At 41.1% G+C, this 3,670-nt stretch carries 2 protein-coding genes and 1 tRNA gene; all 3 read left to right on the forward strand.

All coding sequences use genetic code 11. From position 1 onward, the window contains the following. The coding region (locus A1D16_RS16620) for a peptidase dimerization domain-containing protein (RefSeq protein ID WP_290711550.1) at window positions 1–821 on the forward strand (821 nt) is incomplete at its 5' end. A 384-nt stretch (window positions 822–1,205) separates the two neighbouring features. Next, window positions 1,206–1,281, forward strand: a tRNA-Phe gene (locus A1D16_RS16625). A gap of 131 nt (window positions 1,282–1,412) precedes the next feature. Continuing rightward, on the forward strand, window positions 1,413–3,593 hold the full coding sequence (locus A1D16_RS16630) for a hypothetical protein (RefSeq protein WP_290711552.1): 2,181 nt from the start codon (window positions 1,413–1,415) through the stop codon (window positions 3,591–3,593). The last annotated feature ends 77 nt before the right edge of the window (window positions 3,594–3,670 follow it).

Raw genomic sequence — 3,670 nt, forward strand, 5'->3', positions numbered from 1 at the left:
AAACGGGCCAGGGAGCCAAACAGGTAGTAGCTTCTGCTAACCTGCATAAGCTGCCCCGGCCTTCGGTTCAGTTGGCTTTACACGATCATGCAGAATTATTAGCCGGACAAGCGGGCTTTTGTGATGGTTATTCTATGGCGGCGGTGGATATGCTGAACATTACGGTGTTTGGAAAAGGCGGGCATGGGGCAATGCCTCATAAAACGGTGGATCCGGTGGTGCTGGCGGCGCAATATGTGCTGGCCCTGCAAACCATTGTAAGCCGGAGCCTGCCCACCACGGAAAATGCCGTGGTAACGGTGGGGGCTATACAGGGTGGCACGGTAGGAAATATTGTGCCCGACCAGGTGGAGCTGCGGCTCACGATCCGGTCTTTCAGCAAGGAAACCCGCCAGTTGATACTGGATCGCATCAAAACCATTGGAAATAACCTGGCCCTGGCGGCGGGGTTAGACAGTACGAGGTTACCGGTGTACGAGCTGTTGGATATGTCAATTCCTTCGGTTTACAATGATCCTGACCTGGGAATGCGCCTGCGTCGGCTGTTGAGCCGGCAGTTGGGCGATTCGGCAATAGCGCCGGTGGCCCCGGTTATGATCGGGGAGGATTTTGGGGTATACGGGCAAACGGCAGAACGCATTCCTTCCTATATTATGTGGCTGGGGACGGTGGCCCCCGAGCGGAAAAAACGCGCTTCATCGGGTGCAATCGAACTTCCCTCCCTGCATTCTCCGCGTTTTGCCCCGGATTACCTGCCTGCTATCAATGGAGCTGTTCGATTGATGAGTTTGTCTGTATTGGAATTGCTGCAGGCGAACTAGGTAGAATGGCTTTGCGGTACATCAGAAGCCGGATAAATCCCGCGAACCTTTCCCCTCTATCCCCTACCGGCCGGGCGGGATGGTACCGGGCATGTGTTGGCCATTTCGGCGGTTTCGGCAGCCGTTGTATCTGCCAAACCAGGCATCCGCGGAACCGGGAGGCTAATAATAGGTAGATGGTGCTGTGCATTGATGGTTTTTAGTATCACCGGAACAGTGTGCGGGCGGGGAGCAATAAGCTGGCGGCACCTACCCTACGCATTGCAAATGGGGTGGTTGGATAGCGGCAGCAGCCCCCTCTCCAAAAAAAATGTTGATAACCTGAGGTATTTTGTTGAAATCCCCCTATTTTTGCGTCCCGATTGATGAAGAATCAGTCAGGATGGTGCGGTAGCTCAGTTGGTAGAGCAAAGGACTGAAAATCCTTGTGTCGCCGGTTCGATTCCGGCCCACACCACCAAGAAAATGAAGCAGTTACGGAATTAAATCTGTAGCTGCTTTTTCTTTGGGTACAACATAGGTACAACATTTAGTATATTGGATGATCTAACGATTTTTTAGATTTATAGCGTAAACAACTGAGGCAGTATCATGGCAGAAGCGGTTGACCTTAAAGGAGCAATGGGGCTTTTAAAAAAGTCAAAAAACTTACATGCCCCGATATTTGAAGCCATTACTAACTCCTTTGAAGCAATTGCTGCCAAAGAGTATAAAGATGACGAGACCCCTTATATTAAAATAAATTTTTATTATACCACTGGGCTATTTGAAGTAATAAAAAAATTCAGCCACCTTGAAATAATTGATAATGGAATTGGCTTCGATGAACCAAGTTTTCAACGATACCGAACACTTTTAGATAAATCGAAAGGTTTTAAAAACCGTGGTTCTGGAAGAGTTCAATTCTTACATCGCTTCGACGAAGTTGAGATTCGAAGCGTTTTCATTGATCAAGGCAACTACTTTGAAAGACGTTTTCGTTCAGATGAAGAAACGCTTGCTTCTAACACAGAAAAATCCCCCTGCATTCTTGATGAAACTGGTAGCACAATAATTTTACGTGGATTTAAACCAGGAACAGTAAATAAAGAGAGTCTAGATGATGTCACAATAGAAGATGTTCAATCAGCAATTAAAAATAAATTTTTATTGAAGCTGTATCTGGATAAAAAGAGACAAATTCAAATTGTTGTAAACTTTTATAAGAACCAGCAGTTAGAAGGCTCAAAAACAATTAACTCTAGCGATATTGCAGAACCAACAAATACAGGTGACTTAGAAATAAATTATCTGAAGTTTAGTGATGATAATTCTGAAATAAAATGGATTCCAAGTGGAAATAAAGAATCCTTGCAATGGGCGCACTGGAAACTTCCTGAAAACGAACTGTCAGAAAATGGTATTTTTTTATGTAGCAAAAATGTAGCAATTCAATCAGTACCTTTTTTAAAAATCAAAAAGAATGAAGTTATAAATGGTTTTCGTCATTTAACGGTAGTATATGGTGAGTATCTTGATAGAGCTGAAAATGTAAATGATGCAGTAGATAAATTTACTATTCCTACTCAGCGTGAAGTTGAAAGAGAAGCAGAAAATGTATTTTTTGATAGAGATGCCGAATATATCTTTATTGATAAAATAGAGGAAGAGGTAAAGAAGATTCTACCTGACATTTATACAGAGCTTAAAGAGTTAAAAGCACAGCAGGATCACCGAATAGAATATTTTGCTGAGTTATATGGCGTTCCAATGGAAATAGCAAATGCAGCAAACATTGATATTTCCGACAGTAATAAAAAAATAGTAGAAAAGATTTTCAAAAAGCAAGCAGAAGTAGCTGCCAAAGAAAACTATAAGATTCAAGAGATTTATGAATCACTTATTGAATTAAATCCAACTGATCCTAAATATCAAGCTGAACTTGGAAAAAAGAGTTCACAACTGTTAGAGTTAATTCCTCAACAAAACAAGAATGAGCTTTCTCGTTATGTGATACGGCGAGAAATGGTTACAAAAATTTTAGGTCTTATTTTGAAAAATAGCCTTGCCTATCAAAATATACCTAGAGTCAAAGGAGAGAGAACGGATAAAGAGGCGCTCATTCACGATCTTGTTTTCAAGAGAAAAAAAGACACAGAAGCCTTAAATGACCTTTGGATACTTAACGAAGAATTTGTGCATTATAGTGGGTATTCTGACACTCCATTGAACCAAATAGTTCTTCCCGATGGGAGCTATTTGTTTCCCAAAAACATTGATGAAGATGCGCTCATGTCGCAGTTTAGGATTGAAAATAGAAAAACAGGAAGGCCTGACATATTTTTATTCCCTGAGGATGGTAAATGTATTTTAGTTGAGTTTAAAGCTCATGACATTGATCTATCAGATCACCTAAATCAACTTACTAGGTACTGCAATTTGATTGCAAACACGGCTACGCAAAAAATTGATAGTTTCTATTGTTATCTAATAGGACAAGTTGTGAGCATATTAGATCTTCCGGGTGATTACCTGAAAACAGTAAACGGAGACTACGTAAAGCCAGAACAGGCAGTAAAATCAATAAAGCCAAATAACGAAGGTGATACAATTGGTCATATCTATCAGGAAGTGGTTGTTCTTTCAAACATTGAACAAAGAGCTTCTAGACGAAATAAAAGTTTTGCTGATAAACTGGGTATTAGACTTGAAGAAATTCCACTCGATGGATTTGAAGAATTAGTCAAGCAATCTGAACTTCAACTTGATCCACAAAAGTTACAAATAATTTAGCCGAATTCTATTTTTTCACCTTCGGCCTTCATATTATTAGTGTATCGACCCCTTAATTCTTGGACAAATTGGGTTTG

This window comes from Flavihumibacter sp. CACIAM 22H1, assembly GCF_001601815.1.
Classification (GTDB): Bacteria; Bacteroidota; Bacteroidia; order Chitinophagales; family Chitinophagaceae; genus Flavihumibacter.